Origin of the sequence: Priestia sp. TSO9, assembly GCF_021029645.1 — a bacterium.
Classification (GTDB): Bacteria; Bacillota; Bacilli; order Bacillales; family Bacillaceae_H; genus Priestia; species Priestia megaterium_E.
Genome location: NZ_JAJEKD010000013.1, coordinates 845,387 through 870,914 on the forward strand (window position 1 = coordinate 845,387; position 25,528 = coordinate 870,914).

The window sequence follows — 25,528 nt, forward strand, 5'->3', positions numbered from 1 at the left end:
TCCTTAAACCCTAGATATTTAAATTATCTAGGGTGTTTTATTATGAAAAAAGACACTACACCGTCTTTAGAAGATCTTTTTCGAGAAGATGATATGTATGGAGGACTTAAAGAAATCCAGTTAAAAAATGCATACAATCAAGCCGATATGTAAGCTTTTGTTTCTTGGAGATGGGTGAACCCATTTGCTGAGTAGCTGGGAGATAAAAAAGTACTTGAAGTAATGGCTGGCCGTGGATGGTGGACATACGCCCTTCGACAAAAAGGTGTTAATATTATTGCTACTGATGACTTCTCTTGGATGAATCGAAGCTGGATAGATACACTAACAGAAGTTGAAGAAATGGATGCAATTGAAGCTGTAGAACGTTATGGCAAAGAAGTTGACGTTGTAACAATGGGTTGGCCATATATGGATGATACAGCTTACCGGGTAATCAAACGTCTACACGAAGTTAACCCTAATGCATTGGTTGTATATATTGGCGAACGTGGCGGTTGTACGGCCGATGATAATTTCCACGAACACTTTGAAATAATGATTCTGAATTCAATAAAGTCACAACTAGGTACCAAAGGTGGGAACACATTCATGATCATATTTTATTAGGAAGATACGGTGAATAAATTCTAGTTTATGTGTTTATACTACTAAATGACAAGCCCAGTACATACTCATTGCTTGTTTACACATGGCAAGCCCCTATACAGAAGTGTATAGGGGTTCTTTTTAGTGCTCACCGTATGATGTTACTCGATAATCGTCACCATAATCTACTGTGACAGACATCTCTTTATCCTTAGCATATCCGTGAACTAATACTGTACTTAAATCCTCCCCACCTAAAAACTCTACATCTTTAGGAACGAAATCTATATTTTCTTCATCTTTCATATACGTAGCCGCTACTGCAGAAGCGGTTTTTTCAATTTCTTTTTTATCCATTTGCCCCTCCTTTTGGCATCCTACTATCACTAATAGTAATAGAAAAATAGCAATAACTCTCAGTTTCATCATCCATATCGCTCCAATTTTTTGGAAATTCCTATATAATAGAATTATACTCTATTATCGAGAGGGGTTTCAAACATGAAAGTGAGAGATAATACGTATAAGGTATTAAGTTCAGTTGCCTATTCGAATAACCCTGGTAAGTCTCGGACCATTATATACAAGGATCGTAAAGAGAAATGGCAGATTATCAGCGGCAACAAAAAGTTTAAGCTACACGATCCCGATACGGGATTTGATGCGATGGTAGCTAAACATAAAGATACGGTTGTTATTGCTTACCGCGGGACGGAAATGAACTCCGCGAAGAATGCAGTAACCGTAGGTATTAAAGATGGTATAACAGACTTTAATTATATTGTTCGTAATAGACCAGTTAAAGAGCTTGATTTACATGTTGAGCTTGAAAAAGGTAAATTTCACGTCGATTTTTATAAGCAAAATCAATTTAGACAGGCCGACGAATTAGCGCAGGAGGTTCAAAAAGCTTATCCAAAAGCAAAAGTGTCACTAACTGGACACTCCTTAGCGGGTTCTATGGCTTCTTACGCTGCTGCCAAAAATGACTTGCATGCAGTTACATTTAACGGACCTAGTGTTATTGGGTTGCTTCCCAAAGACTTAAAGGAAAAAGCGGAAAAAGGCGGATTTGATAAGCAGATTGTTAACTATGTACATCCAAAAGATTCTATAAGTTCGGGTGCTATTAATCCGTACAAGCGTTATATTGGTTCTGCTTATTATATTGGGTCTTCATTTGAACTAGAAAACTCAAAGAACAGATATAATCCTGTTTCTAGAGCATGGGGTTCACTTGCTGGTGCCGGTTATCACGGTATGCAACATTATAAATTTGACGAGTTTGGGAATGTTTCTAATCCAACTCTAACTAATGTCTTAACCGGAGAAAGCCTAGCTACCTCCCCTCGCTTTGCTTCTGCAGACAGCGGGACTATTAAGGTTACTCCTGTAGACCTTAAAGAGCTTGCTAGTGAACTAGAATCTTTTGTGGGAAAAGTAGAAAGCATCTGTAATAGCTTTAAACAAAAAGCTTCCGTTCTGGATGATATTCAAACAACTGAAGATGTATTAAATGATGTTCTTCAACGTGTCCATCATGTAAGCGGTTGGTTTGCACAAGATACCGCTAAAATGGTTAGTAATCTTAATGCAGCTGCAGAATCTTTTGTGGAGGCTGATCACATAAAATGAGCGACTTAGAAAAATACAAAAAAGAATTAAATAATTTAGAAAGTCTTAGTACTTATTTAGATACAGCTATTACAAAGTTGCGTGCCAAACAGTTAGTCGTTAAAAACAAAGTCGAAGACTTAACCACATGGGAATCTGGCAACGCTAAGGATGCCTTTCAACAGGAGATGGAAAAGTATTTTGATGACTTCACCAAAAAGATTGATGATGTAGAGAAAGCAGAAAAAGAAGTTAAACATGCTAAGACCAAGGTAAAGCATTTAATGATGATTGAAGACTTACCTAAAGGTCCTAAATTTTAGATCTTAAACCCTAGATATCTTGATTACCTAGGGTTTTTGCTGTGAAAAAAGAAGGATAAATTACCTTTTTGTACGGCGTTTAGTATCTTTTTTGCCTTTTGCTATAAAAATAGCTGCTATAAGGCACCCAATTCCAGCTAAATGCATGATGTTATTACCTGTCGCGCCTAGGCTGTTACTAGTCAACCCAACTAAAATGCTGCCAAGTATAATCAATAAAACAGCAAACATGAACTTCAATTTCTTCACTCTCCGTTAGTAAGTTATTAAATATGATTTGCATACGGATCATATAAACCAGTGATTAATAATAGACCTGCTGATAAAATCAATGTTCCTGCGATTAGTAAACTGCTGCTGCATACCTTTTTTCTCTTTTTGCGTAAAAACATTCCTGATATAAGAAATAGTAGTGCGACAGATAGCAGAATCAATCCTATACCAATATTCAATCTTTCTTTCTCTCCCTTGCGAATGTATTCCTTACCATCTAGTTAACCATAATATTATTATGAAAATAAAAAGCGGACTTGAACGTTTACCGAACCTTAATTGTTTTATATGTTATCATACATAAATTGTTAAAAGTACATTTTTTCACCTTTCACTATCAAAAAAGCAGCCTCTTTACTAAGAGACTGCTTTTTTTTAATGACAACTGATAAAACCGCTTAAGAAGCTTTTTTTAATTGTTCTTTTTGTTTCTGTTGATAAGAAGAAAAATAAATAAGGCCTACAAATACAGCTCCTCCTATCATATTTCCAATAAAGGTAGGGATAATATTTGCAATAAAATCAATCCATGTAAAGTGACCTGCAAAAATAGCAGCGGGAATAATAAACATATTGGCTACAACGTGCTGAAAGCCAATCGCAACAAATGCCATAATCGGAAACCAAATACCAAGAATTTTCCCCGTAACATCGTCAGCACCGTAGGAAAGCCAAATAGCTAAACATACAAGCCAGTTGCAGCCCACAGCAGAAATAAGCGTTTTAAAAAACGAGTCGTCAATTTTCGCTTGAGCAATTGCTACCGTTTTATCTAAAAAAGGCCCCGTTTCTGTTAAACCGACAATATGTCCAAAGAAATACGCAATAAATACGGCTCCTAAAAAGTTGGCAAGCGTGACCCAAAACCAGTTATGAAGCAAGTGGCGAAGCGAAATTTTTCTTGCATACAGGGCAATGGAGACAGACATCATATTCCCCGTAATGAGCTCTGCTCCCCCAAGTACTACCAGCATAAGACCTACAGGAAAGACGGCGCCTCCTAAAAGATTTGATAAACTTCCCCATTCGGCTGGTAAATTACCAATGACGCGTACATCTAGTAAAAAACCAAGCGCAATAAACGCGCCTCCTAAAAACCCAAGCATGAGAATGGAAGAAAGAGACAGCTTCGTTTTTGAAATCCCCGCTTCTAAAGCGATGTGTAACATTTTATCCGGCTTGTGAAATGCCATAAAACTCCTCCTTAACTAAAAAAGGCAGCACTCAAAAAAACCTTTTACATAAGGTTTTTGAATGCTGCCTAATAATCCTGCACTTTCTTTACAGTATATCAGTCATCATTATCTATAATAAAATCAAATAAAAAACAAGCAGATCCTACTCCTCTTTTATTTAATTAAATTATGTATTTTGCGTTGTTCTACTGAATATTGGTTTCAAACACAAACACAGAAACAGCGATATCTTCTTCTACTTTGATATCAGAAAATAAGTACTCCAGCTTAGCTCCTAACAAGTCTTCAAGCCCCTCTGGAGGAGATGAAGCATAAAGGTTTTGAATAAGCTTTGTTCTTGCCATATGTACCGTCTCTTTACCTTCGGTTGTTCTCGCGATAAATTGTTCAGCTGGCGTTAAGTTGCCGTACAAAGTTGAAATAGCCATATTTTGAACAAATACAGTATGAATTCGTTCTGGACCTTTTCCAAAAAGTTTTTTGCGCAGCTTTCGGATAATATCATTAAAATCATGTATTTTCTTAGACACTGGTGTATGCCTCCGCTTATCTCGAGTATGTCTACCCTGCTCATTCAAGTTTTCAACTAAGAACAAGTTACATTATACATGACGACATTTACATTGTATACAATGTAAATGTTTTATCCCTGTTAATCCAAACAATCGCAAAACCATTACGAAATGATAAAAAAATCCTTCACTTATTAAAGTGAAGGATTACCTTTATATCTCTACTTAAAGGTTACAAATGGATTCTCAGTTATCAAAGAAATAACTAAGAACTTTGACAAAATAGCATGTCAAAATAGTCAAGTGGTATGTTTGTACCAGTAGTTAATGCTATCACGTTAAAGTCATGGAATCCAATTAGTTTACTTTCATAATACTTTATTTAATTTAAATATTCTTTTTTGATAGGTAACCCTTAATCTTCATCACGATCTGCTCTAAATTCATCATCAGATAATGAATTTAGTTGGTGGCTAAGCTTTTCGTAGTTATCTTGTTTTTGGTTTTGTTGTACATCATTAGATATAGGAGCTTCACTAGAAACAGTAGATTTTTTTCTCGTCTCTTCGCCTTCGCTAACTCCAAACCCAACATTGTTATCTGTCATTGGATTCACCTCTTTAACTGTTATTATGGAGAATTGCTCTAAAAAAATAACAGGAAACAAAAGGGATTCCCACTTAGCTAATAGCGGTCCAAGCTTCCTTACTTACACCAAATCGTATTTAAATAAGGAAATGACCTGCTTTAACCCCATAGGCAATACCAACAAAAAAACTGGCTATACCTAGTGTTTGACTTTTACATACATACTTTATAGTTAAGCCTGGAATCAGACCCCATATAATGATGAAAATAGCGAACGATACTATAATAGAAGACCATGCATCTTGCCCTGATATACTTATACCTTGCATAAACGTTTCTCCTTTCAGTACTTATATCGGGAGAACATAAATTTTTTATAGTATCTTATAATACGAACTAAAAAATTCAAGTGACCTGCTACGCTTTTACAGCGAATGGTGGCGTTCAAGCTCGACTGTTTTTGGTTTTTGCCATATTAATACCCCTGCCGCTACATACATAAACGAAGTGATGTAAAAAAGGCTGCCGATTGTAAGAAAATCAATGATATACCCTGTTGCAATCACGGCTAAAGCTGCCCATATAGAGGTCCATAAATGATAGTGTCCTACTTGTTTTCCCGTATGAGCACGATCTGTCTGCCTAGATAACGCTATTTTTTCTGCTGTTTTTTGAAGAGCTCCAAGTAGACCCATTATAACTTGAATGATATACACCTGCGTAATAGTTGATAGAACGGGAATCACAAGCATAACCACCGCCATCCCAAACGTATATAAAATGAGCAAGCGCTTTTCTCCTACTCTGTCACTCCATGAACCGATTAAAGGGTGACTCAAAGCTGCGGTTAAAGCGAAAATTCCGTAAGCTAAGCCAAATTGTGAATAACTATCGCCAAGATTTCGAAGCAGTAACAGGTAAAAAGGAAAAACAATACTGCTTGCGGTAATCATCAGGCTTTGTGAGTGTAAGAGTTGTTTGTACGTCATTTTCCATACTCCTTATAAAATAAATTAACGAACGTTTCGTTCCGATCATATTTTCTTTTTAAATTAAAAAAGGCGGTTTTATGAGGGTAAGCCTCTTCTAATTGCTTCTTGCTTGAGTAGCCGTAGTAAGGCAAGTAATAGCTTCCCTGATGGTGCAGCGTTACATCCACCATTTTTCTGACAACTCTTTGTGTATCAGCCATGCCTTGATGGTCTTTTTTCTGGTTAATAAGTAAAACGAGAGCAAACATGTCGTCTTTTGCATAAGACATGACGGCTTTATTGTCTTTTTCTACATAGCGAACAGTAATGTTCAGTAAATTTAATTTCTCTGTTGCTAACACTTCGCGTAAATCATCGATGTAAGAAGCAAATTCATCAACCGGAACGAAGTATTCCTGTAAAACTTCCGTCCGGCTAACACTTTCGTATTCCATAAAATCACTTTCAGAACGCATAACGTTATTTCTTGTTTCAAGCCGGCCATTTTGTCTTAAGAAATAAGCCTTTTGCGTTTCCCACAGCATATCTTTTCCCCAGTCACTGTAACGAGATAGCCCTAGCATAAATTTAGGAAGCGCCACTATTTTTTCTGTTTTGAGCGGTTCGTTTACAGTAGAAGTATTTTGAGAAGATAAGCGATAGTTTGTGACGTACATATCTGTTAGCAATTGATTAGGAGAAATAGAAATACGCGCCATATGCATACGAACGTCTGGGTTATGCTGTACGTAGTTTTTAAAATACGCTGTATACTGTCTATAATCTAAGCGGATAATTTCATCTTCGTACCATTCATCGTCCGTCAAACGAAGCGTCACATCTAAAATGACTCCAAATAACCCGTAGCCTCCGTTTACTAAAGAAAACAGCTCAGGGTGTTTTGTCCGGCTAATTTCGATAATAGATCCGTCGGCCTGCAAAAGACGCATAGATTTTACCGTATCCATTAAAGAACCGTATCGAATATCTCTGCCGTGTACGTTCACGCTAATAGAACCTCCAACGATAAAAATATTTTGTGATTGCATAACCTGAAGAGCAAGACCGTCTTTATGTATATATTGCTGAATATCATTCCACGTTGTCCCGCTTTGAACCGTAATTTCTTTTTGACGGGGCTTGTAATCTATAATTTTATTGTACTGCTTCATATCAAGTAAAATAGCATTCGGATAGTAAGTCTGCCCTCCTTGACTGTGCTGCATGCCTGCAATCGCTATTTTTTCATGATGCTGTGAAGCGGTTTTCACCCAATCTTTCAGCTGTTTTTCAGTTGTTCCATGCTTTATTTCTTTGACTTTTGTAGGAAGAAGCCGAGCAACATCTTTCGTTACAGGACGGCTTTGCTGCTGTTTATAAATATGATAGGAGGCATATGAACCTACTAGATAAAAAGATAAAAAAGTTCCTAACAACACGTTTTTCTTCATCACAAACTGTAAGCTCCTTTCTTTATTTCTGTGAAATTATACCATATTAAAAGTGAAATAACACTATAAAAGTGTAATTTTACACTATATTATAATTTATTTTGAGAAAGTATATAAAAAAACTTGTAATTTAATGTATGTTAACTTTATTGAAACAAAAAAAGAAAAGACCTAGCGTCTTTTCTTTTTTGTTTCTTTATTTTTCAGCTTCGTATGCAACTAAAGCTACTCTTTTTCCTAACGTTTGTTGAAACTGCTCTTCTAGCTGTTTAAGCTTCGCATGCATATCATCGTTAATTGAAGCTGGCTCAAAGGTCATTTTTGTTTGCTCCATCATACTGTCACCTCTTTCATGTGTGTATGTTCTACTTTTTCCAATATAAAAGAGGTCTATGACGATTTGACGAAAGTTTACAAATTAAATTTGCTGATGAGCGCTGTTAATTGTTCTGCCATTTGAGACAGAGATTGTGCGGAAACGGCAATTTCCTCCATTGAAGCCAGCTGTTCTTCAGTTGATGCGGCCACTTCTTCAGATGTAGCTGCATTTCCTTTAGCAAGGATCGCCATTTCACCTGCTGTACGAGCCACTTCTTCAACCGCTGCTGCAATTTGCTGAGCAGTCGCAGCCACTTCTTCTACTTGCGGAGTCGTTTCATTCATGCTGCTTAGAATTTGTTCGAATTTTTGAATAGCCGTTTGTGAAATTGTTCGTCCTTCTTCAACTTTGTTTGTAACTTGCTCCATTGTATGTACAGATTCCTGAGTATCTTGTTGAATAGCTTGAATAAGCTCAGAAATTTGAGACGCGGACACTTGTGATTGTTCTGCTAGCTTTCTTACTTCTGCTGCTACAACGGAAAACCCTTTTCCATGTTCTCCAGCTCGTGCCGCTTCGATTGCAGCATTTAAGGCTAGTAAATTTGTTTGAGCAGCAATACCGCTGATTACTTCTAAAATGGTTCCAACTTCTTTTGAACGTTGAAACAAAGTACGAATCGTTGTATTAGACAGCTCGACGGATTGAGAAATGGATTCCATTTGTTCGACCGTTTCTCTCACGGCTTTTCCGCCTTCTACAGCTTCAGACGTTGTGTGATTTGATAGCTGAGAAACAGCTTCTGTACGCTGAGCAATAGTAGAAACTCCTTGTACAATCTCATCTAAAGAAGCTGCATTTTGGTCAATAACAGCCGTTTGTTTTTCCGCGCTAGAAGCCACCTCTTGTATCGCAACTGATACTTGTTCAGTCGCAGCGCTTGTTTGCTGTGAGCTGGCCGTTAGCTCTTCTGATGAAGCAGCCACTTGTTCTGCACTCATTTCAACATTTTGAATTAATGTGCGAAGATTGTTTTGCATCTGACTAAAAGCATACCCTAACTCGCCGATTTCATCCTTTGAATTGACGGTAATCGCTGTTGTCAGATCTCCTTCACTAACGCTCAGAGCCTGATTCTTAAGCTGTTTGAGCGGTTTAATAATTGATTGCAATACCACAAAAATGGTAAGACTCCCGATTATCAGACAAGTTACAATAATAAATAGTGTTTTGTAAAAGATAGGCTTTGCAGCTTCACTAACTTCTGATGAATACATAGTGCCTGCAACTTTCCAGTTTGTTGTTTTATTTGTCGTAAAGACCATCTTTTTTTCATCCCCGTTAAAGGTATATTCAAAAGACCCAGAGCTCTTTGCATAAAGCTTGTCAAAAAGAGAATCTGTCGCTTTTGTACCTGCTTTTTCCGTAGGGTGAACAATATATTTTCTTTCTCCATCTAAAAGAAATGGATATCCTTTTTCTCCGATTTTTACTTTGCTGACAGCTTTATTGATGCGGCTTATATCTAAATTTAAAGCAATAACCCCTGTGCCATCCGCCGATGTTTTCGCTACAGTAATAACGGTCTGACCTGTAGAGGCTGATGGATAAGGTTCAGTGACAACTGTTTTTCCTTTGTTTTGCATGGCTAGCTTGTACCAATCTCGTTTTCTGGGATCATAGCCTGCTTGTAGCACTTTTTTAGGCGATTGAATAAACTTCCCCTGCTGATTTCCTGTAAAAATGCTGACGGCTTCTGGATGAAGCGAAGCATATAAGTTAAAATCTTTGCTTAAAGTAGCCATATCTTTTTCATTGTAGCGCTCGTTATTTACCACTGATGCAAAAAACTCTACATCATGAATTTTTGGTCCAATGGTATCGTCAATCACTGAATTAATAGACTGTACATTTTGCTGTGCTGTGTTAATAATTTGGTTTTCAATTTCATGTTTCGCTGTTATGTAAGCTGATACACCTATCGTAACAGATGGCACTAATAAGATCGCTGCAAATGCTACCCCCAGCTTTGTCTTAAAGTTATTAAGGGACCTTTTTTTTCTTACTCTCTCCATGCTATGTAGCCTCTCTCTCCGTAGTTAAAAGTGATCGTGCACCTTCTTTCTATCGGCAAGACTTCATATTCCTTTAGTCATTGAGTGTATACATAATTAACAATGGGAGTGAAAAGATAAGAGTACGATAAAAAAAGTAGGTGATTTTAATGGAAGAAAGTAAAAACAGCAAGTCTTTTTCAATGTTTGAAACAGAAAAGGTTAAGCGCGGGGAAGAAAAAGATATTTTTAATATCTATAAAGAAGGAGTAAAAATTGCAGAAGTAAGAGGAACGGATCCTCAAACTCAGCAGGTTATTCCGATGCATGACTTAAATGATTACGAAGAAAATAAGCTTCACGAGTATATTGCTCATTTAGACCATACAACGTAAAAAGACTAAAACAAGAGTCCTCTCTTGTTTTAGTCTTTAGAATCGTAAAAAACATGTTCAAAACGCAGCGTGTTTTTTTGTATGTACAGAAGTCCAAACGAAAATTGCTTTTCCCGCCGTTTGTCAGTAGCGGAACCTGGATTAAACAACGTAATATCACCAATTTGTTTATGAGTAGGAATGTGAGAATGACCAAAAATCACTGCGTCTACTTGTTCATGTTCAAATGCCAAAAGTGCACGTTTTTCAGTCGTTTTTCCTTTGCCGTGACCGTGGACTACGCCAATCGTAACGTCGCCAAACGGAAGAAGTAATGAAGATGGAAGTACTTCCTGAAGCTCTTCACTGTCTACATTTCCAACTACAGCGTGTACAGGAGCAAACACACGCAGGTCATTGTAGACATCTATCGTTTGAAAATCCCCCGTATGAATAATAGCATCAGCTGTTTTCAGTTCGGCTAAGAGTCTTTTCGGAAAATGTTTCGCTCTTTTTGGAATATGAGTGTCACTTAAAATAACAATCTTCATTTATGATACGCTCCTTTTTCATTCAATATGGTGTAGTGTAGCGTATTACGTTGGAATGAAGCAACTCTATCCGGAGCGTCAGGCAAAAAATTTCTCTTTTTCGTTTAAGTTTGCGAAAATACGTTACATACCAAGTTACAGAATGGAGTTTTCAAAATGGAAGTAAAAATTAATCGAAACGCAGCAAAAGTGTTAAAAAATGCATTGGCTAGCCCAGAAGGTCAAGGAAAAATGATTCGTGTATATGTAACTATCGACCACGGTGATCACGCGCATTATGATTGGAAATTCGATACGCCGACTGAACATGATGAAATCGTAAAAACAGATAAAGATATCGATATCGTTTTAGATAAACGCGAGAAATTTTTAGAAGGCGTATGGATTCAATATTTCCACGTTCCAGAGCCTGAATTTGTGATTAGCAGCCTTCACCACGCGCATCACCATCATTAATATAAAAAACACACCTTGTTTTATAGGTGTGTTTTTTCGTTTGTGTGACAAGCAAAAATTTTATTGATGAGAAGAAGAGATAAAATTTTGTTGAAGCAATAAAAATGAGCTATAGTGGAATTACGGATGAAAGAAAAGAGGTTAGCGTATGAAAGTAAGTGTGTTAGTAAGGTCTATTTTAGTTGTTATTTTATATAATTTGTTCGTTCTGTACATCGGATGGAACGCTTGGATGTGGCTTCACACAATGTTTGAAGTGGAAAACAAATGGATTCTTACAGTGATCGTTGTCTTTTTTGCTTATTCCTTTATCATCAGTCGTGCGTTTCAACAAGTGAGCATATTTAAAATTGTGGGATCGTACTGGTTAGGATTTATTCAATATTCGGTGCTTTTGCTTCCTATAAGTAATCTAGCCGTATATATTCTTACTCTTCTAGGCGCTTCGCTTTCTACAGCTATCGATTCAATTGGATTTTTCATAATTGCCGCTTTTTTATTCATTTTTGCTTACGGTACGTATAATGCTTACAGTCCTGTGGTAAGAAAATACACGATTTCGCTTGCTAAAAAGACGAATCGGAAAAACCTTCGCATTGCTGTAGCATCTGATATGCACTTTGGCACATTGTCCGGCAAAAAACATTTGCAGCGGTTAATCACTCATGTACAAAAGATACAGCCGGATCTTATTTTACTTCCTGGAGATATTATTGACGATGATCCCCACGTATTCTTTAAAAAAGAAATGGATACTATGATGAAACAGCTCAAAGCGCCTTTAGGCACGTATGGAATTTTGGGAAACCATGAGTATTACGGCGGGAAGATCCCTCAGTTTGTGGAAAGAATGAAAGAAATGAACACTCCTATTTTAATGGATGAAGTGTTAAACATAGGTGATAGCTTGTATTTAATAGGAAGAAAAGACAAGACGGATAAAAATCGAGACAGCTTTTTCGATTTGGCGAGTGAAACGGATCGTTCCCTACCTGTCATTGCAATGGATCATCAGCCGCTTTCCTTAAAAGAAGCGGAACAAGCAGGTGTAGATTTGCTGCTATGCGGTCATACTCACAGAGGGCAAATGGCACCTAATCATTTGATCACAAAGCGGTTATTTGAAATTGATTGGGGCTACAAGCAAAATAACCAACTGCATACCATTGTCTCTTCAGGATTTGGCTTTTGGGGTCCTCCGCTTCGAATCGGGAGCCGATCAGAAATTATTCAAATTGATATTTCGTTTACAAAATAGAGAAAGCCCTAGGGCTTTCTCTATTTTAATGTACGCAGCAACGTTGGAAGCTCTGAATAAATGGCGATTACTTCATCTACTTTCATTCGAACGAGCCCGCTTGAAGACGGGGCAACAAAGTCCATTATTCCTGATACCATCGATTTCTCTTGTTTACCCCACTTTACTTGCTTGCGTCCGCTGTACTGCTGATAGACACCTTTTCCAACAAAACAAACGATTTTAGGCGTATATGTAGCTATTTTTTCCTTTAAGATTTCTCTGCCTTCTGCATATTCTTCTTTTGTAATCTCATCAGCTGCCTTTGTAGGACGCTCTACAATATTTGTTAAACCGTACCCCAGCTGAAGCAGCGAGTGATCTTCCTCCGGATGATATTTACGATCTGTCAAACCTGCTTTGTGAAGAATCGTCCAGAAGCGATTGGTTGGATTCGCAAAATGATGACCCGTTTCACCTGAACGGATGCTTGGATTAAAACCGACAAATAAAATATCTAAGTTGGGTTGTATATGATCAAAAATAGAATTCATAGTCATACGCTCCTTACAATATAAAAAGAAAACATCCAGATGGGATGTTTTCTTTTTACTATACCCTATTAAATACGAACTACGCGTCCGTTGAATTTTTGTTTCCAGTAGCCGCTGCTCATGTTTGCAATTGCAACACCTGTTGAGCTTTGAGCACCGATGAACTTGCCGCCTCCTACATAAATGCCAACGTGGCCGTCTTTTTTATATGTATCGAAGAAAACAAGATCGCCAGGCTGCATTTGACTAGAAGACACTTGTGTTCCCGCATGCTTTAACGTCTCTGTACTTACAGATCCAAGAGGTCCAAGATTAACGCCTACTTGAGAATATGCCCAGTGTACAAATGATGAGCAGTCAAATAAACCGCGGCTAATATCAGACTGGCTGCGTCCTCCGCCAAATACGTAAGCAGAGTTTCCAATCCAGCGGTTTCCTACTGTTACAACATTGCTAGCTTTTGGAGCCGGAGCGCTTGTAGGTGCCACATCATTGCTGCTTGCTTTTGGTGCTTCTGCCTTAGCAGAAGATGAATCGGCTTTTTCAGCTGGCGCGGCCGCTGCTTTTTGAGCTTGCTCAGCTGCTTTCTTAGCCGCCTCTTTAGCCGCTTGTTCAGCTGCTTTTCTTGCTGCTTCTTCTGCAGCTTTTTGATCTTTAATATTTTGTTCAAGCGTAGACTGTTCATTTGCAAGAGAGCTGTCTTTTGCTTGTAGAGAAGCCTTTAGTTCTTCATTTTTTGCTTCTTTGTCTTTTAGTTCTTTTGCCAGTGCATCTTTTTGTTTCTTTTGAGCTGCTAGCTGGACAGTCATTTCATCTAGTTCTGCCTTCATGTCTTCTAAGCTAGCAAGCTTAGATTTAACATCAGCTTGTTTTGTTTTTAATTCGTCTTGCATATTTTTAGTTTCTTTTAAAATACCACGGTCTGCATCTACAATAGTTGAAACAGCTAGCGCGCGGTCTACAAAATCACTGAAGCTTGAAGAACCAAGTAAAACTTGTAAATACTCTACGTTACCGCCGCTTTCTTGCAGAGAACGTGCACGATCTTTTAAAATATCGTTTCGCTTTTCAAGTTTTTCTTGAAGCAGCTTAATTTCTTTTTCAAGCTGCTCTACTTGTTTAGACGTTTCTTTAATATCGGCTTCTGTTTGTTGGGCTTTTTTATTGTTTTCTTCTTCTGCTATTGTTAATCGCTCAAGCTGTGCTTTCATTTGATCTTGTTCTGCTTGAAGGCTTGTTAATTCATCAGAAGCTGCTTTGATGTTAGATTGCACATCTTGACGCTGATTTTGAAGTTGAGATTTTTGTGATTCCATATCCTGAATGGTAGAGGCATACGCTGGAGTTGATAAAACTCCTCCTAGGCCTAATAAAACCGTTGTGTTAAGTAAAAGCATTTTCTTTTTCAATATGAATTCCTCCGCTTTCTCGCTCTGTTAAACTAGTAATTTCTAATTATGTATCAATATGTACAAAAGTCTGACAATTTATGTAAAGTTCACTGTATTTGTCGATAAATAGCTAAATATGCTAATGAAAATCTACGAAAATTATACCACGATAAACGTTGAAAAAAAGAATAACAATATTACAATTGTATTTCAGTAATGTAACATTTAAAGCTTATGTATACATTCATCTTTCGCCTGCAAAAATATACCTTTATATCCCTGTTAAAACAAATAATCTACCGGGCTTTACACAGCAATGTTTTTAACATGATAAAATAGGAGATCAATATTTTTTAAGCTGGTTGGATATAAGTTGTTGCTAAAAAAACGTAACAATTTTTTAACATCCACGTCTGTTTTTTACCTTTTTCTGCTATTTTTACAATATTTGAAAATGATTTTCTGAAATAGTAACAAATCTATGTTTATCTGTTGTTTGCACGTGTTTAAAAAAAGTGTGATAGGTAATTATCAAACAATATTCGACAACGTTTGGATGAAGTCATACAAAAGACCTTCTCACGGTGAGGCGAGAAGGTCTTTTGTTAATCACGCTGCTGATAATAATGCTCTAAAGCTACAATTGCACTTCCCATTCTTTCTTGATCAGGAATAACAATACGTTCTACTCCTTCTTCTTTTAAAGCAGCAGCGGTTACTTTTCCTACGGATACAGCTACTACAGAGCTTTTAAAGAGTTCGCGAATGTGATCAGCTTGTCCGTGTTCTCTTGCAAATGAAAATAAAAAGCGGGCCTGCGGAGCGCTTGTGAAATTAACAGCATCAATTTTTCCGCTTATTAATTCGTTTATAAGCTGTTCCATGACTTCTGCTTGTGGCGGAATATGCTGATACGGTAAAACCTCTTTAAATTGGGCTTTTTGATTCGATAGAAAGTCAATTAATTTTGGTGCAGGATCTCCGTGAAGCTGAAGCGCTACATGCTTTCCTTCAAAAGAAAACGAATGAAGCGCCCTGACTAGTCCCGCTGTACTTCCATCATCATCTCGAACGGTTGGAGTAACACCGAGCTTTTTTAACATATTTACGGTTTTATACCCGCGTGCAGCAATATGAGCTGCTTGTAAAGAAGAAAGAAATTCATCCGCCAGGCCTAGCTTATCTGCCGTTTTATATAAAATTTCCGTCCCGACGCCTGTCGTAAAAACAAACCAATCATAATTTCCTTTTACCAGTTCTTTAATATCTGCTTCTAAATGTGTGTCATCTAAAAAGATTGTTCCTTGTGCAGGTCGTACAAGCGGGGTGCCGCCAAGGTTTTCAACAATTTTGCTGATTTCTTCTACTTTACGCTGACCTACGAGTGCGACTGTTTTTCCTTCTAATCGTTTCAATGGTCTACCTCCATTTTTCTATGTATGCTACTTTAATGATCTTTGATAACCGAGTTTTTCAGAAATTAGGCTCGCCGCTTCTGTTACTTTTTGAATAATGAACGGCAGTCTGTCTCCTTGAAATCTCGCTTCAATTCCCGCTACGCTAATGCCTGCAACCACTTCATTTTGATGATTTACAATCGGCGCGCTCACGGATGTTGTAAAGTTTTCTAATTCAGAGGTGCTAATGGTATACCCTTTTTCTTTTGCTTCTTTTAATACATTTCTTAGCTTTTTTTGATCTGTAATGGTTCCAATTCCTATTGGAGCTAGCTCCGTTTGAGTAATATATTCCTCTTGTTCTTTTTCGGGTAAATGCGCCAAGATAATGCGTGAACAAGCTCCTGCATAAAGAGGTGAACGCCTTCCAATTGATGTATAAAGACGCACTGGATGAAGCGTATCTACTTTTTCAATATACATAGCTTCATTCCCATCTCGTACAATTAAATTAACCGCTTCTTCTACTTCGTCTCGGAGCGTTTCCATTACAGGCTTTGCGATATTTCTAATATCTAAGCGATTAGCCACCAGCTGACCAAATTGCAAGAATAAAAGTCCTAGCGAATAGTATCCTTGCTCATCTTTTGTTAAAAATCCCATTTCTTCAAGCGAACCAACCATCCGGTGCAAAGAAGTTTTTGGAACGCCTGAATATTCCATCATTTCTGTGAAGGTAAGCTTAGGGTGCTTGATAAAAAGAGTGAGAACCTGCATGGATTTAACGACTGTTTTATTGTTAGCTTGCATAAAACCTTCTCCCTTATTTGTGCGAATACATGTATTTGATAGACGTATAGCTTACTAGCTAATCATATGTTCTTTTTATTATACATGAAGAAAAAAAGGAAAGCACTCCCTTATAAGAGCACTTTCCTTTCTTACACCGTTTCTAGTTCTTTAATTGAAATAGGGTTACTTTCTAGAAATTTGGTTGTAAAATCCCCTTCTTTAAAAGAAGGATGGTTCAGTAATTCTAAATGAAAAGGAATGGTTGTATGAATACCGATAATGATAAATTCTTCGAGCGCGCGTTTCATTCGTTGAATCGCTTCATTTCGATCTTTCCCCGTTACAATTAATTTCGCCACCATTGAATCATAAAATGGGGAAATTTCATATCCTGGGTAAACGGCGCTGTCTACACGAACTCCGTAGCCGCCAGGAGGTAAATACATCTCGACTTTTCCAGGAGAAGGCATAAAGTTTTTAGCCGGATTTTCTGCATTGATCCGGCATTCAATTGCCCATCCCTTTAACTGAATATCCTGCTGAGTAAATGATAGCGGGTAGCCTGCCGCTACTGAAATTTGTTCTTTAATTAAGTCAATGTTTGTTACAAGTTCTGTAACAGGGTGTTCAACTTGAATTCGCGTGTTCATTTCCATAAAGTAAAAATGCCCGTGCTTATCCAACAGAAACTCAACTGTTCCGACACCTGTATAATCAACTGCTTTAGCTGCCGAGACAGCCGCTTTGCCCATTTTAGCACGAAGGTTTTCGTCTACCGCAGGAGACGGAGCTTCTTCTACCAATTTTTGATGACGGCGTTGAATCGAACAATCTCGTTCCCCTAAATGAACCACACTCCCTTCTTCATCCGCAATGATTTGAATTTCGATGTGTTTTGGCTCTTCTAGGTACTTTTCAAGGTATACGCCGCCGTTTCCAAAGGCAGTTTCTGCTTCATGCTGAGCTTGACGAATTGCTTTTTCTAGCTCTTCTTCGCTATGAGCTAGACGCATTCCTTTTCCGCCACCGCCCGCTGTGGCTTTTACGATAATTGGATAACCTATTTCTCGTGCTACTGGAATAGCTGAGCTGCTATCTTTAATCAGCCCTTCCGTTCCAGGTACAATAGGCACGCCGGCTTGTTTCATTGTATCTCGCGCTACGGCTTTTGCTCCCATTTTACGGATGGCTTCCGCTTTTGGACCAATAAAGGTAATATCATAGGATTCACACATCTCAGCAAAATCAGCATTTTCAGCTAAAAATCCATAGCCGGGATGAATAGCGTCTGCCTTGGTTACTTGCGCTACGGTAAGCAGATTACGAATGTTTAAGTAGCTTTCTTTAGAAGACGTTTTGCCAATACAAAATGACTCATCTGCTAGCTTCACGTGAAGTGCATCTTTGTCTGCTTCTGAATAAACCGCCACGGTTGCAATCCCCATCTCTTTACAAGCCCGAATGATACGAACTGCAATCTCGCCGCGGTTTGCGATTAAGATCTTTTTAAACATAATGACTCCTCCTGACAGTATGTATACTTTAGTGTGATTTTACGGTAAATAATGGCTGTCCAAACTCAACAACATCCCCGTCTTTTACAAGAATTTCAAGCACTTCTCCTTCTATTCCCGCATCGACTTCGTTAAACAGCTTCATCGCTTCAATCACACATACAACATCTTTACGTTCAACTGTTTGTCCTACTTGAACGAAGGGATCGGCGTCTGCTTCTGGCTTGGCGTAAAACGTTCCGACCATTGGTGATAAGATTTGCTTTTCATTATTGTCTGCTGCGCTTACAGACATAGAATCTTGAGGCGCTTGCTCAGTGGCAGCGGCTTTTACTTCATCTGTTTTCACTTCTGTAACAGCTGTGTCCTCTAAAGGAATTCCCGCTTTATCAATGACAACTTTTGTTCCTTCATGTTCAATATGAAGCTTTTGAATACCAGATTCATTCATTAATGAAACAACTTCTTGCAATTCACGTACGTTTATCATTTCTTGTCACTCCCATTTTGTGTTATTTAGTTGACGCAAGATTAATAGCAATCTTCAATTCTTGAAGCATCTGTTCTTTTTCTAAATAGATTTTTTCCGCTTCATGAAGCGAAATGTGAGAAAAATAGATGGATTCTCCGGGCTTTACTTGAGCTAAAAGCGGTAAATCCGCTGTGATGACTTGAGCAATTTTAGGGTATCCCCCCGTGGTTTGACGGTCTGCTAACAGGATGATGGGATTTCCATCCGGTGGGACTTGAACAGAACCTTGCGAAACAGCTTCAGACAATAACTCTTTTTTTTCTTGAAGCTGAAGAGAAGGTCCGTCCATTCGATAGCCCATTCGATCTGATTGATTTGATACTTTAAAAGGCTCTTTCGTAAAATGACTTTTGCTTTCAGCTGTAAATAAATCGTATTGACTGCCATTAATAACACGGACACCTGGTTTCTTTGTAAAGTGAACAAGTTCTTTATAATTTACGGACCATGAAGAAGTATATACTCCGTTTATCAGTTCATTTGAAAGAAAAGCAGGCTTTGAAGCATCAGGAACAGATAGGGGTAAAACATCGTCTGTTTGTAATGCTCTTCCTTTGTAGCCCCCGATTTCACCTCTTAAATACGTACTTTTACTATTTAACACTTCATCAATAGCAAATCCTCCTGCTACAGATAGATAGGAACGACACCCAGTTTTGCAAGGACCAAATGATAAAGTGCTCCCTTTTGGAATAAATAAAGGTTTCCACATCGGGACTGGCTTTCCGTTGACCGAAGGAGTTAAATCTCCTCCGGTAATTGCTACTAAACAATCATTTTCTATTTCAAGGGTAGGCCCCATTAGCGTAACTTCAAGTCCTGCTTCTTTTTCATCGTTACCAACTAGTAAATTAGCAATTCGAAGGGAATAAGAATCCATTGCACCGCTTACAATCACACCGTGCTGCTGAAACCCTCTTCTTCCTAAATCTTGAATGCTCGTTAATAAGCCGGCTTTACTTACTCGCATACTCATTTTCCCTCCTCCTTTGCTTTCATTTCTTGATACTCTTCTTTAGAGATAGGCTCGAACTTTACAATATCTCCAGCCTGCAGCAAACTTGGTGGGTTTTGTTCCGGCAAAAATAATTTAACGGGCGTTTGACCAATTAACTGCCATCCTCCGGGAGTGGAAATAGGATACACCCCTGTTTGCATCCCCGCAATACCAACCGAGCCAGCAGGAATAGAGGTGCGAGGAGATGGCCGGCGAGGCGTAGCAATTCTTTCAGATAACCCTCCGAGAAATGGAAATCCAGGAGCAAATCCAATCATGTACGCTAAGTATTTGCCTTCAGAATGAATACTAATTACCTCTTCAGTTGTTAAGTTATGGTGACGAGCGACATATTCAAGGTCAGGTCCATACTCTCCTCCGTAGCAAACTGGAATAGAAACCGTACGATGGTTTAACTCTTTTTCTGTCTGTTCGTTTTCTATTTTACGTTGAATGATAGACGACACTACTTCAAAAGGAGAAACAAATTCCTTCTTCTGCTTTTTCCCCACGGCCGCTACAACTTCAAGAGGATTGTAGAAAATTGTAAGATTTGTAAATGCCGGCACGCACTCAACAAATCCAGGAAAAGGATTTAATTCTATCGAATCTTTACACGTTTTAATTTGTTTATGAATGTCGTATTGAATGCTATCTCCAAACGTTATAACAAGCGCTGAGTCGCCAAGCGGAGAAATAACAGCCGATGCTTTTGTTACAGTTTGATTCATATCTACACCTCTTTCTTTTATAAAACACCTAGTTTTTCATCTCGAATATCTGTAATAAACATATGCCCCGGAGCATGTGTAATCATAATAGAAGGTTTTGTTTCCATTGCTACTGCTTGAGGAGTTACACCACAAGCCCAGAATACGGGCACTTCCCCTTCCTTAATTGAAACAGCATCGCCAAAATCCGGAGAGTGAAGGTCTTCAATGCCTATCGCAGCGGGATTTCCAATGTGAATAGGTCCTCCGTGCACAGCTGGAAAACGTGAAGTTACTTGGGCTGCCCGTACTACATCTTGTTGAGGAATTGGCCGCATACTAACTACCGTCGAGCCATGGAATATTCCCGCTTCAGCGCATGAAATATTTGTTTTATACATAGGAACATTACAATTTTCTTCAATGTGACGAACAGGTATGTCGTTGTTTAACAGTGCGTGTTCAAATGTAAAGCTGCAGCCGATAAGGAAAGCTACCATATCTTCTGTCCAGTAATCTGTGATATCGGTTACTTCTTTTACTAGTTCCCCATTTTCATAGATTCGATACTTTGGAATGTCTGTACGAATATCTCCAGATGGAGCTGCAAATTTTGGCACCGGAGATCCAACGTCTGTGACATCTAAAAGAGGACACGATTTAGGGTTACGCTGACAGAACAATAGAAAGTCAAAAGCTTGTTTCTTTGGTAAAATAGCTAAATTAGCTTGAGCATAGCCGTTTGCCATGCCTGCTGTTGGTTGAATAAGCTGATTGTTACGGATTTGCTGACGAAGTTCAGCTGGAGTTAGTTGTGAAAGGGTTGTCATATTTCTATCTCCCATCATTGCCCGCACGCAACTTACGCGCGGGCACCTTGTTTTATTTAAATAATTGAGGAAGTTGATCCATTAAGGTATAGCCGCCCATTAGAGCCATTACAATAACGACAAGTACACCAGAAATGGTAAGCCATAAAGGATGTTTATACTCGCCGACGATGCTTTTTTTGTATGCAGCAACCAGTAGCGTCCCAAGAGCGATCGGCAGAATTAATCCATTGATTGCTCCAACTAAAAGAAGAACTTTTACAGGTTTTCCAATTAAGACAAACGACAGAGTTGAAATAATAATAAATCCAATAATAATCCAGTTTGAGTTTTTATTAAGTTTTTCACTAAACGTTTGAATAAACGAAACGGATGTATAAGCAGCTCCTACCACAGACGTAATAGCGGCAGACCACATGACAATACCAAAGATTTTATAACCGACGTTTCCTGCTGCGAGCTGAAACACGGATGCCGGAGGATTGGCTGGGTCAATTTGTAAACCTTTAGACACAACGCCAAGTACAGCTAAAAACAAAGCGATTCGCATAACAGAAGTGATGAGAATTCCTGTTACAGAACTTTTTGTTACTTGAGGTAAAGAATCGATGCCTTTTACGCCGGCATCTAAAAGACGATGTCCACCAGCAAAGGTAATGTAACCACCGACAGTTCCTCCAACCAGCGTAACGATTGCAATGATGTCGATTTTGTCAGGAGCAAAAGTTTTCACTACAGCTTCTCCAACGGGAGGTGAAGTGGTAGCCGCTACATATAGCATCAGCCCGATCATGACAAAACCTGCAATTTGTGTGAAACGATCCATTGCTTTTCCAGCTTCTTTTACAACGAAGATTAGCACGGCAATAACTGCACTAATTGCAGCGCCGGCTGTTGGAGAAATACCCGTAATCGCATTTAATCCAAGCCCGGCACCAGCAATATTCCCAATGTTAAATGCAAGTCCTCCAATAACAATTAAAATAGCGAGCACATACCCTAATCCGGGAAATACCATGTTGGCGATTTCTTGTCCGCGTTTTTCAGAAACGGCAATAATTCTCCATACGTTGGTTTGAGCAAAGATATCAAGAATAATTGAAATTAAAATAACGAATCCGAAGCTTGCAGCTAAATTTTGTGTAAATACGGTAGTTTGAGTTAAAAAGCCTGGTCCAATAGCCGATGTGGCCATTAAAAAAGCGGCTCCAAGCATTAACGTCCAGTTTACTTTAGGTGCAGCCGAAAGCTTTTGCTGAGGTGTTGATTTTTTAATTGGCTCCAATATCATCTTCCTCCTGATTGTATGTAGTCTTTATTGTGAAATAGCCTTAACTACCACTTCTGATGCTTGTAAAGAACGGTTCACATGACGAGCAAATTCAAGTGCGTGAGCCCCGTCTCCGTGGATACAAATCGTGTCTGCCTGCAATTCTACATCCTTACCTTGCTGAGATTTTACCTTCCCTTCTTTCACCATTGTAATAACTTGAGAAACAGCTTCGTCGTCATTTTCAATTAAAGCATTTGGTTCTGTACGAGCAGTGAGAGAACCGTCTAACTGATAGGTACGGTCTGCAAATACTTCGTTAGCCGTTTTTAAACCAATTCTGTTACCTGCTTGAATCAGCTCACTTCCAGATAACCCAAACAAAATCAGCTCAGGATTTATGTTATAAACAGCTTTTGCTATTGCTTCAGACAACGCTTTGTTTTTAGCAGCCATGTTATATAGTGCACCGTGAGGTTTTACATGCTGCATCGATAGCCCTTCTGCTTGCAAAAAACCGTTTAATGCCCCAATTTGATAGACCACGATATCGTAGGCTTCCTGAGGCGAAATATTGATGTTTCTGCGTCCAAAACCGATAAGGTCCTGCAAACCAGGGTGAGCCCCAATTTGCACTTTTTTTTCAGCGGCCAATTTTACCGTTTTTCTCATGACGCTCGGATCCCCTGCATGAAACCCACAGGCTACGTTCACAGACGTCACGTGATCTAAAATGGCTTCATCATTGCCAATACGATAAGCACCAAAGCTTTCCCCTAAATCACAGTTTAAATCTACTTTACTCAATGCGTTCTTCCCCCTTAACCCCTTTAATGTAAGCGTAATCATTTACAGATAGTAAATAAAATTCAAGCTTTATTATCTGCATCAATACTTTGAGTTCCGTTTTCCGGAACCACAGTACCGTTTTTCAGTTATATTTGGATTTTAGCACGAGATGATGAATTGAACAACAACATTGTCAGAATATTTGACATAGTCATTATTTTCACTTGGATAATACTACCTTATTTTATTGCTATATTCTATCTATAGCCTTAATATAACCCAGCCGCTCAATGTCATTGGACACAGTAAATAACTAGGTTGTCAGAATAATTACTAGTTCAAAATAATCAAAATGAAATTTTCGTTGTAATCGTTTTCAAATAGGTGCTATATTTCAATTGTAGTCAATTTATGCAAACGATTGCAAAAAAAGGGGATGAAACGATGAAAGGGAAAAAATGGACAGCTTTAGCTCTAACACTGCCGCTGGCTGCTAGCTTATCAACAGGCGTTCACGCCGAAACCGTACATAAAGGTAAGTCTGAAGCAACAGATAAAAACGGTGTCTTTTATGAGGTGTATGTAAACTCTTTTTACGATACAAATAAAGATGGACATGGTGATTTAAAAGGTCTGACACAAAAGTTGGATTATTTAAATGACGGCAATTCTCATACAAAGAATGATCTTCAAGTAAACGGGATTTGGATGATGCCAGTCAACCCTTCTCCTAGCTATCATAAATATGATGTAACGGACTATTATAACATTGATCCTCAGTACGGAAATCTGCAAGATTTTCGCAAGCTGATGAAAGAAGCAGACAAACGAGACGTAAAAGTCATTATGGACCTTGTTGTGAATCATACGAGCAGCGAACACCCTTGGTTTCAAGCTGCATTAAAAGATAAAAACAGCAAGTACAGAGATTACTATATTTGGGCTGATAAAAATACCGATTTGAATGAAAAAGGATCTTGGGGGCAGCAAGTATGGCATAAAGCTCCAAACGGAGAGTATTTTTACGGAACGTTTTGGGAAGGAATGCCTGACTTAAATTACGATAACCCTGAAGTAAGAAAAGAAATGATTAACGTCGGAAAGTTTTGGCTAAAGCAAGGCGTTAATGGCTTCCGCTTAGATGCTGCGCTTCATATTTTTAAAGGTCAAACACCTGAAGGCGCTAAGAAAAATATCCTGTGGTGGAATGAGTTTAGAGATGCGATGAAAAAAGAAAACCCTAACGTATATCTAACGGGTGAAGTATGGGATCAGCCTGAAGTGGTAGCTCCTTACTATCAATCGCTTGATTCTTTATTTAATTTTGATTTAGCAGGAAAAATTGTCAGCTCTGTAAAAGCAGGAAATGATCAAGGAATCGCCACTGCAGCAGCGGCAACAGATGAACTGTTCAAATCATACAATCCAAATAAAATTGACGGCATTTTCTTAACCAACCATGACCAAAATCGCGTCATGAGTGAGCTGAGCGGCGATGTGAACAAAGCAAAATCAGCTGCTTCTATCTTACTTACGCTTCCTGGCAACCCGTATATTTATTACGGTGAAGAAATTGGCATGACCGGTGAAAAGCCTGATGAGTTAATCCGTGAACCATTCCGCTGGTACGAAGGAAACGGACTTGGACAAACTAGCTGGGAAACACCTGTATATAACAAAGGCGGCAACGGCGTGTCTGTAGAAGTACAAACCAAACAAAAGGATTCTTTGTTAAATCATTATCGTGAAATGATTCGCGTGCGTCAGCAGCATGAAGAGTTAGTAAAAGGAACGCTTCAATCTATTTCAGTAGACAGTAAAGAAGTGGTTGCCTATAGTCGCACGTATAAAGGCAACTCGATTAGCGTGTATCATAATATTTCAAATCAACCTGTAAAAGTATCTGTAGCAGCGAAAGGTAAATTGATTTTTGCTAGTGAAAAAGGTGCTAAAAAAGTCAAAAATCAGCTTGTAATTCCGGCTAATACAACGGTTTTAATAAAATAATTAAAAACACCTCTACGTGATTACTTGGTAATCACGTAGAGGTGTTTTATTCCTCCTATGCTACAACTGTCGTACTCGCGCATCCGCCCTGCCTTCTTTTAAAAATAGTTACATGATTGATATAAGTTGTAAAAAATAAAGCATTTATCGTCAGCAAGTGTAAACAGTGAAACTTTAATAATATATAGTGTGTTAAATCTTTTTTTCCGTGTTATAACGTATACATAGTAAAAAAGTG

At 38.4% G+C, this 25,528-nt stretch carries 29 protein-coding genes; 7 read left to right on the forward strand and 22 right to left on the reverse strand.

The window, feature by feature from the left end:
* Positions 1-222 precede the first annotated feature (222 nt).
* Positions 223-609, forward strand: coding sequence for a hypothetical protein (locus tag LJC66_RS12465; protein ID WP_121945150.1), 387 nt, complete (start codon positions 223-225; stop codon positions 607-609).
* 120 nt (positions 610-729) lie between these two features.
* Here LJC66_RS12465 and LJC66_RS12470 read toward each other — a convergent pair whose 3' ends face one another.
* Entirely contained in the window at positions 730-1,017 is a 288-nt protein-coding gene (locus LJC66_RS12470) for a hypothetical protein (RefSeq protein ID WP_142928188.1), read from the reverse strand.
* 72 nt (positions 1,018-1,089) lie between these two features.
* Here LJC66_RS12470 and LJC66_RS12475 point away from each other — a divergent pair, with 72 nt between their 5' ends.
* Both LJC66_RS12475 and LJC66_RS12480 read left to right on the forward strand, forming a co-directional pair.
* A complete protein-coding gene (locus LJC66_RS12475; protein WP_230932666.1) occupies positions 1,090-2,223 on the forward strand; it encodes a Tle-like phospholipase domain-containing protein in 1,134 nt (377 codons plus the stop codon).
* Complete coding sequence (locus LJC66_RS12480) at positions 2,220-2,525, forward strand: WXG100 family type VII secretion target (RefSeq protein WP_230932667.1); 306 nt, start codon at positions 2,220-2,222, stop codon at positions 2,523-2,525. The genes LJC66_RS12475 and LJC66_RS12480 overlap by 4 nt, the downstream gene beginning before the upstream one ends.
* Before the next feature lie 60 nt (positions 2,526-2,585).
* Here the strand turns inward: LJC66_RS12480 and LJC66_RS12485 are convergent, their stop codons facing one another.
* From LJC66_RS12485 to LJC66_RS12525, 9 genes are all read right to left on the reverse strand, one after another.
* Positions 2,586-2,765: a hypothetical protein gene (locus LJC66_RS12485; RefSeq protein ID WP_195696973.1), complete on the reverse strand. Its 180-nt coding sequence runs from the start codon at positions 2,763-2,765 to the stop codon at positions 2,586-2,588.
* A 26-nt stretch (positions 2,766-2,791) separates the two neighbouring features.
* Complete coding sequence (locus LJC66_RS12490; RefSeq protein WP_057243522.1) at positions 2,792-2,977, reverse strand: hypothetical protein; 186 nt, start codon at positions 2,975-2,977, stop codon at positions 2,792-2,794.
* Positions 2,978-3,196: 219 nt separating this feature from the next.
* Positions 3,197-3,991, reverse strand: a complete 795-nt coding sequence (locus tag LJC66_RS12495) for a formate/nitrite transporter family protein (protein ID WP_230932668.1) — start codon at positions 3,989-3,991, stop codon at positions 3,197-3,199.
* 188 nt (positions 3,992-4,179) lie between these two features.
* Positions 4,180-4,524 carry a Na-translocating system protein MpsC family protein gene (locus tag LJC66_RS12500; RefSeq protein WP_013057171.1) on the reverse strand — a complete coding sequence of 115 codons (345 nt, stop codon included), beginning with the start codon at positions 4,522-4,524 and terminating at the stop codon, positions 4,180-4,182.
* A 397-nt stretch (positions 4,525-4,921) separates the two neighbouring features.
* A complete protein-coding gene (locus LJC66_RS12505) occupies positions 4,922-5,113 on the reverse strand; it encodes a hypothetical protein (protein WP_230932669.1) in 192 nt (63 codons plus the stop codon).
* A 406-nt stretch (positions 5,114-5,519) separates the two neighbouring features.
* Positions 5,520-6,083, reverse strand: a complete 564-nt coding sequence (locus tag LJC66_RS12510) for an MFS transporter (RefSeq protein ID WP_013083286.1) — start codon at positions 6,081-6,083, stop codon at positions 5,520-5,522.
* Positions 6,080-7,516: an FAD-binding oxidoreductase gene (locus LJC66_RS12515; protein ID WP_230932821.1), complete on the reverse strand. Its 1,437-nt coding sequence runs from the start codon at positions 7,514-7,516 to the stop codon at positions 6,080-6,082. The genes LJC66_RS12510 and LJC66_RS12515 overlap by 4 nt, the downstream gene beginning before the upstream one ends.
* A 196-nt stretch (positions 7,517-7,712) precedes the next feature.
* Positions 7,713-7,853, reverse strand: a complete 141-nt coding sequence (locus LJC66_RS12520) for a hypothetical protein (protein WP_016764236.1) — start codon at positions 7,851-7,853, stop codon at positions 7,713-7,715.
* A 74-nt stretch (positions 7,854-7,927) separates the two neighbouring features.
* A complete protein-coding gene (locus tag LJC66_RS12525; protein WP_230932670.1) occupies positions 7,928-9,910 on the reverse strand; it encodes a methyl-accepting chemotaxis protein in 1,983 nt (660 codons plus the stop codon).
* Positions 9,911-10,059: 149 nt separating this feature from the next.
* Between LJC66_RS12525 and LJC66_RS12530 the strand changes: the two genes are divergently transcribed.
* Complete coding sequence (locus LJC66_RS12530; RefSeq protein WP_050690136.1) at positions 10,060-10,284, forward strand: hypothetical protein; 225 nt, start codon at positions 10,060-10,062, stop codon at positions 10,282-10,284.
* A gap of 29 nt (positions 10,285-10,313) precedes the next feature.
* On the opposite strand, the gene LJC66_RS12535 is transcribed toward LJC66_RS12530, so the two are convergent.
* Positions 10,314-10,814 carry a metallophosphoesterase family protein gene (locus LJC66_RS12535; RefSeq protein ID WP_230932671.1) on the reverse strand — a complete coding sequence of 167 codons (501 nt, stop codon included), beginning with the start codon at positions 10,812-10,814 and terminating at the stop codon, positions 10,314-10,316.
* Positions 10,815-10,970: 156 nt separating this feature from the next.
* Between LJC66_RS12535 and LJC66_RS12540 the strand changes: the two genes are divergently transcribed.
* Both LJC66_RS12540 and LJC66_RS12545 read left to right on the forward strand, forming a co-directional pair.
* Positions 10,971-11,270, forward strand: coding sequence for a hypothetical protein (locus LJC66_RS12540; protein ID WP_013083290.1), 300 nt, complete (start codon positions 10,971-10,973; stop codon positions 11,268-11,270).
* Positions 11,271-11,418: 148 nt separating this feature from the next.
* Positions 11,419-12,528 (forward strand): metallophosphoesterase, encoded by a 1,110-nt coding sequence (locus tag LJC66_RS12545; protein WP_230932672.1) that lies wholly within the window; start codon positions 11,419-11,421, stop codon positions 12,526-12,528.
* Between the two features lie 20 nt (positions 12,529-12,548).
* On the opposite strand, the gene mug is transcribed toward LJC66_RS12545, so the two are convergent.
* From mug to pxpA, 11 genes are all read right to left on the reverse strand, one after another.
* Entirely contained in the window at positions 12,549-13,061 is a 513-nt protein-coding gene (gene mug, locus LJC66_RS12550; RefSeq protein ID WP_230932673.1) for a G/U mismatch-specific DNA glycosylase, read from the reverse strand.
* 68 nt (positions 13,062-13,129) lie between these two features.
* Positions 13,130-14,470, reverse strand: a complete 1,341-nt coding sequence (locus tag LJC66_RS12555; RefSeq protein ID WP_195696964.1) for a coiled-coil domain-containing protein — start codon at positions 14,468-14,470, stop codon at positions 13,130-13,132.
* Between the two features lie 587 nt (positions 14,471-15,057).
* Positions 15,058-15,867, reverse strand: a complete 810-nt coding sequence (locus tag LJC66_RS12560; protein ID WP_230932674.1) for a uroporphyrinogen-III synthase — start codon at positions 15,865-15,867, stop codon at positions 15,058-15,060.
* A 27-nt stretch (positions 15,868-15,894) separates the two neighbouring features.
* A complete protein-coding gene (locus tag LJC66_RS12565; protein WP_098622047.1) occupies positions 15,895-16,659 on the reverse strand; it encodes an IclR family transcriptional regulator in 765 nt (254 codons plus the stop codon).
* A 131-nt stretch (positions 16,660-16,790) separates the two neighbouring features.
* Positions 16,791-18,155 carry an acetyl-CoA carboxylase biotin carboxylase subunit gene (gene accC / locus LJC66_RS12570; protein WP_195696962.1) on the reverse strand — a complete coding sequence of 455 codons (1,365 nt, stop codon included), beginning with the start codon at positions 18,153-18,155 and terminating at the stop codon, positions 16,791-16,793.
* Positions 18,156-18,183: 28 nt separating this feature from the next.
* Positions 18,184-18,645 carry an acetyl-CoA carboxylase biotin carboxyl carrier protein gene (gene accB, locus LJC66_RS12575; RefSeq protein ID WP_230932675.1) on the reverse strand — a complete coding sequence of 154 codons (462 nt, stop codon included), beginning with the start codon at positions 18,643-18,645 and terminating at the stop codon, positions 18,184-18,186.
* Positions 18,646-18,667: 22 nt separating this feature from the next.
* The gene (locus tag LJC66_RS12580; protein ID WP_230932676.1) at positions 18,668-19,663 is read right to left on the reverse strand and encodes a 5-oxoprolinase subunit C family protein; all 996 of its coding nucleotides are present in this window, start codon (positions 19,661-19,663) and stop codon (positions 18,668-18,670) included.
* The gene (gene pxpB / locus LJC66_RS12585; protein ID WP_195696959.1) at positions 19,660-20,415 is read right to left on the reverse strand and encodes a 5-oxoprolinase subunit PxpB; all 756 of its coding nucleotides are present in this window, start codon (positions 20,413-20,415) and stop codon (positions 19,660-19,662) included. Before pxpB ends, LJC66_RS12580 begins: the two co-directional genes overlap by 4 nt.
* A 17-nt stretch (positions 20,416-20,432) precedes the next feature.
* Positions 20,433-21,224: a putative hydro-lyase gene (locus LJC66_RS12590; RefSeq protein ID WP_230932677.1), complete on the reverse strand. Its 792-nt coding sequence runs from the start codon at positions 21,222-21,224 to the stop codon at positions 20,433-20,435.
* 52 nt (positions 21,225-21,276) lie between these two features.
* Positions 21,277-22,515, reverse strand: coding sequence for an NRAMP family divalent metal transporter (locus LJC66_RS12595; RefSeq protein WP_045295487.1), 1,239 nt, complete (start codon positions 22,513-22,515; stop codon positions 21,277-21,279).
* Between the two features lie 24 nt (positions 22,516-22,539).
* The gene (gene pxpA / locus LJC66_RS12600; RefSeq protein ID WP_195696957.1) at positions 22,540-23,301 is read right to left on the reverse strand and encodes a 5-oxoprolinase subunit PxpA; all 762 of its coding nucleotides are present in this window, start codon (positions 23,299-23,301) and stop codon (positions 22,540-22,542) included.
* Positions 23,302-23,694: 393 nt separating this feature from the next.
* Here pxpA and LJC66_RS12605 point away from each other — a divergent pair, with 393 nt between their 5' ends.
* Positions 23,695-25,290 carry an alpha-amylase family glycosyl hydrolase gene (locus tag LJC66_RS12605; RefSeq protein WP_195696956.1) on the forward strand — a complete coding sequence of 532 codons (1,596 nt, stop codon included), beginning with the start codon at positions 23,695-23,697 and terminating at the stop codon, positions 25,288-25,290.
* Positions 25,291-25,528 lie beyond the last annotated feature (238 nt).

What these genes read in the sequence shown, in the direction of transcription:
- LJC66_RS12465 (WP_121945150.1), top strand. Translation starts at nt 223, where the DNA reads ATGGCTGGCCGTGGATGGTGGACATACGCCCTTCGACAAAAAGGTGTT.
- LJC66_RS12470 (WP_142928188.1), bottom strand. Translation starts at nt 1,017, where the DNA reads ATGATGAAACTGAGAGTTATTGCTATTTTTCTATTACTATTAGTGATA.
- LJC66_RS12475 (WP_230932666.1), top strand. Translation starts at nt 1,090, where the DNA reads ATGAAAGTGAGAGATAATACGTATAAGGTATTAAGTTCAGTTGCCTAT.
- LJC66_RS12480 (WP_230932667.1), top strand. Translation starts at nt 2,220, where the DNA reads ATGAGCGACTTAGAAAAATACAAAAAAGAATTAAATAATTTAGAAAGT.
- LJC66_RS12495 (WP_230932668.1), bottom strand. Translation starts at nt 3,991, where the DNA reads ATGGCATTTCACAAGCCGGATAAAATGTTACACATCGCTTTAGAAGCG.
- LJC66_RS12505 (WP_230932669.1), bottom strand. Translation starts at nt 5,113, where the DNA reads ATGACAGATAACAATGTTGGGTTTGGAGTTAGCGAAGGCGAAGAGACG.
- LJC66_RS12510 (WP_013083286.1), bottom strand. Translation starts at nt 6,083, where the DNA reads ATGACGTACAAACAACTCTTACACTCACAAAGCCTGATGATTACCGCA.
- LJC66_RS12515 (WP_230932821.1), bottom strand. Translation starts at nt 7,516, where the DNA reads ATGAAGAAAAACGTGTTGTTAGGAACTTTTTTATCTTTTTATCTAGTA.
- LJC66_RS12520 (WP_016764236.1), bottom strand. Translation starts at nt 7,853, where the DNA reads ATGATGGAGCAAACAAAAATGACCTTTGAGCCAGCTTCAATTAACGAT.
- LJC66_RS12525 (WP_230932670.1), bottom strand. Translation starts at nt 9,910, where the DNA reads ATGGAGAGAGTAAGAAAAAAAAGGTCCCTTAATAACTTTAAGACAAAG.
- LJC66_RS12530 (WP_050690136.1), top strand. Translation starts at nt 10,060, where the DNA reads ATGGAAGAAAGTAAAAACAGCAAGTCTTTTTCAATGTTTGAAACAGAA.
- LJC66_RS12535 (WP_230932671.1), bottom strand. Translation starts at nt 10,814, where the DNA reads ATGAAGATTGTTATTTTAAGTGACACTCATATTCCAAAAAGAGCGAAA.
- LJC66_RS12540 (WP_013083290.1), top strand. Translation starts at nt 10,971, where the DNA reads ATGGAAGTAAAAATTAATCGAAACGCAGCAAAAGTGTTAAAAAATGCA.
- LJC66_RS12545 (WP_230932672.1), top strand. Translation starts at nt 11,419, where the DNA reads ATGAAAGTAAGTGTGTTAGTAAGGTCTATTTTAGTTGTTATTTTATAT.
- mug (WP_230932673.1), bottom strand. Translation starts at nt 13,061, where the DNA reads ATGAATTCTATTTTTGATCATATACAACCCAACTTAGATATTTTATTT.
- LJC66_RS12565 (WP_098622047.1), bottom strand. Translation starts at nt 16,659, where the DNA reads ATGCAAGCTAACAATAAAACAGTCGTTAAATCCATGCAGGTTCTCACT.
- accC (WP_195696962.1), bottom strand. Translation starts at nt 18,155, where the DNA reads ATGTTTAAAAAGATCTTAATCGCAAACCGCGGCGAGATTGCAGTTCGT.
- accB (WP_230932675.1), bottom strand. Translation starts at nt 18,645, where the DNA reads ATGATAAACGTACGTGAATTGCAAGAAGTTGTTTCATTAATGAATGAA.
- LJC66_RS12580 (WP_230932676.1), bottom strand. Translation starts at nt 19,663, where the DNA reads ATGAGTATGCGAGTAAGTAAAGCCGGCTTATTAACGAGCATTCAAGAT.
- pxpB (WP_195696959.1), bottom strand. Translation starts at nt 20,415, where the DNA reads ATGAATCAAACTGTAACAAAAGCATCGGCTGTTATTTCTCCGCTTGGC.
- LJC66_RS12590 (WP_230932677.1), bottom strand. Translation starts at nt 21,224, where the DNA reads ATGACAACCCTTTCACAACTAACTCCAGCTGAACTTCGTCAGCAAATC.
- LJC66_RS12595 (WP_045295487.1), bottom strand. Translation starts at nt 22,515, where the DNA reads ATGATATTGGAGCCAATTAAAAAATCAACACCTCAGCAAAAGCTTTCG.
- LJC66_RS12605 (WP_195696956.1), top strand. Translation starts at nt 23,695, where the DNA reads ATGCAAACGATTGCAAAAAAAGGGGATGAAACGATGAAAGGGAAAAAA.